Annotated in this window: 3 protein-coding genes; 2 read left to right on the forward strand and 1 reads right to left on the reverse strand. The window is 71.8% G+C overall.

Annotation, left to right across the window (positions count from 1 at the left end; all coding sequences use genetic code 11):
- On the reverse strand, positions 1 to 729 hold a 729-nt coding region (locus PROKR_RS02985), incomplete at its 3' end, for a DEAD/DEAH box helicase (protein WP_036959421.1).
- A 59-nt stretch (positions 730 to 788) separates the two neighbouring features.
- On the opposite strand from PROKR_RS02985, the gene PROKR_RS02990 reads away from it, so the two are divergent.
- A complete protein-coding gene (locus PROKR_RS02990) occupies positions 789 to 1,022 on the forward strand; it encodes a DUF3046 domain-containing protein (protein WP_036959422.1) in 234 nt (77 codons plus the stop codon).
- A gap of 250 nt (positions 1,023 to 1,272) precedes the next feature.
- Positions 1,273 to 2,496 carry a recombinase RecA gene (gene recA / locus PROKR_RS02995; protein ID WP_036959423.1) on the forward strand — a complete coding sequence of 408 codons (1,224 nt, stop codon included), beginning with the start codon at positions 1,273 to 1,275 and terminating at the stop codon, positions 2,494 to 2,496.
- Positions 2,497 to 2,607 lie beyond the last annotated feature (111 nt).

Genomic DNA, 2,607 nt, shown 5'->3' on the forward strand with positions numbered 1-2,607 from the left:
CTTGTGCGACGGCGGCTGCACGACGACGACCTCGCGCGCGGCGGGTCCGGTGCGGCCGCCGCCGAGGAACCGCGAGACGGCCTCGACCGGGCGCACCGTGGCGGACAGGCCGATGCGCTGCGCGGGCCGCTCGAGGAGGGCGTCGAGGCGCTCCAGGCTCAGCGCCAGGTGGGCGCCGCGCTTGGTGCCCGCCACGGCGTGGATCTCGTCGAGCACCACGGTCTCGACGCCCGCGAGCCCGGCGCGGGCCGAGGAGGTGAGGATGAGGAAGAGCGATTCCGGCGTGGTGACCAGGATGTCCGGAGGGCGCGTGGCGAACGCGCGCCGCTCGCTCGCGGGCGTGTCGCCCGTGCGCATGCCGACGGTGACCTCGGGGACCTCGATGCCCTCCCGGGCCGCGGCCTGCCGGATGCCCGTCAGCGGGGAGCGCAGGTTGCGCTGGACGTCCGCGGCCAGGGCCTTCAGCGGCGACACGTACAGCACCCGGCAGCGGTGCGCCCGGTCCTCGGGCGGCGGCGCCGACATGATGCGGTCGATCGACCAGAGGAACGCCGCGAGCGTCTTGCCCGACCCGGTCGGCGCCACCACCAGCGCGTGCTGGTCGCGCGACACGGCGTCCCACGCGCCGGCCTGGGCGGGGGTGGGCTGGGCGAACGCACCCGTGAACCAGGTACGGGTGGCCGGGCCGAACCGGGAGAGCGGGTCGTCGGGCGTGGGCATGGTCCCCATTGTGTCCCCGACCACTGACACGGGCCGGGGGAGGTCTGCCGGCGTCGTAGGGTTGACGGGTGCGCGAACGGGATTTCTGGCAGCTGGTCGACGAGGTGTTCGGTCCTGCCTACGGGCGGGCCCTGGCGCGCGAGCAGGTGCTCCCGACGCTGGACGGGCGGACTCCTGTGGCGGCCCTGGAGGACGGTGACGAGCCGCGTGACGTGTGGCACGCGCTGTGCGACGCGCTGGACGTGCCGGACGCCGACCGGTGGGGCACCGACAAGTACCGGCAGGCGCCGCCGCGTCGCTGACAGCCCGCCACCGCTTTGTCGGCAGCCCGCCCCGGGCTCGCCGAGATGTCCCGCGACACCCCGGTGTGTCCTGCCTTGCCTCGAACACGCGTTCGGCTAGACTTTGACCACAGGCACGGATTCCGGAACGTCGTCCACAGGCGGCGGCCGGAGCAGGCGTCCGTGTCAGTGGCTCCGCGTACGGTCGGCAACGACGTACAGAGCCATCCATGTCGGCGCACACAGCGCCCCGAAACCGAAGGTGTTGCACATGCCCGCACCAGCAGACCGCGAGAAGGCCCTCGAGGCGGCCCTCGCACAGATCGACCGTAACTTCGGCAAGGGCTCGGTCATGCGCCTCGGCGAAGAGACCCGCGCGCCCATCGAGGTGGTCCCCACCGGTTCGATCGCCCTGGACGTCGCGCTCGGCATCGGGGGTCTGCCCCGCGGCCGCATCGTGGAGGTCTACGGCCCCGAGTCCTCGGGCAAGACGACCATCGCGCTGCACGCGGTGGCCAACGCCCAGCGCCAGGGCGGCATCGCGGCGTTCATCGACGCGGAGCACGCGCTCGACCCGGAGTACGCCAAGAAGCTCGGCGTCGACACCGACGCCCTCCTGGTCTCGCAGCCGGACACCGGTGAGCAGGCTCTGGAGATCACGGACATGCTGATCCGCTCCGGTGCGCTCGACATCATCGTCATCGACTCCGTCGCGGCCCTGACGCCGAAGGCCGAGATCGAGGGCGAGATGGGTGACAGCCACGTGGGTCTCCAGGCCCGCCTGATGTCCCAGGCACTGCGCAAGATCACCGGTGCGCTCAGCGCGTCCGGCACCACCGCCATCTTCATCAACCAGCTCCGCGAGAAGATCGGTGTGTTCTTCGGCTCGCCCGAGACCACCACCGGTGGCAAGGCGCTGAAGTTCTACGCCTCGGTCCGCCTCGACATCCGGCGCATCGAGACCCTCAAGGAGGGTACGGACGCGGTCGGTAACCGTACCCGCGTCAAGGTCGTCAAGAACAAGATGGCGCCGCCGTTCAAGCAGGCTGAGTTCGACATCCTGTACGGGGTGGGCATCTCCCGCGAGGGCGGGCTCATCGACATGGGCGTGGAGCATGGCTTCGTGCGCAAGTCCGGCTCGTGGTTCACCTACGAGGGCGACCAGCTCGGCCAGGGCAAGGAGAACGCGCGGTCCTTCCTGCGCGACAACCCGGACCTCGCCAACGACATCGAGAAGCGTGTCAAGGAGAAGCTGGGCGTCGGACCGAAGGTCGACGCCCCGGCGGACCCGGCCGCGGGCGCCCCGCTCCCGTCGGCGACAGAGGGTGACGGGCCCACGGGCACCGTCGCGGCGGCCAGCTCGTCCTCGCGGACGACCACCACCGCCAAGGCCACGAAGTCGACCACCACGCGGGCGAAGACCGCCACCAAGACGACGGCGGCCAAGTCCACCGCCGCCAAGGCGGAGGCAGCCGCCGAGAAGGCACCGTTCTGACGTGCAGTACGGTGATCCATCGGACGGTCCCGGCGTGGGGAAGCGTCGGGGCCGTCCGGCCGCCCAGGAGGGCGGCGGGGAGAGCGGCTGGGCGGCCGGTGGTGAGGCCGG

Source organism: Promicromonospora kroppenstedtii DSM 19349, from assembly GCF_000515355.1.
Taxonomy (GTDB): Bacteria; Actinomycetota; Actinomycetes; order Actinomycetales; family Cellulomonadaceae; genus Promicromonospora; species Promicromonospora kroppenstedtii.

Coding starts and splice junctions, on each gene's coding strand:
- recA (WP_036959423.1), top strand. CDS start 1,273: ATGCCCGCACCAGCAGACCGCGAGAAGGCCCTCGAGGCGGCCCTCGCA.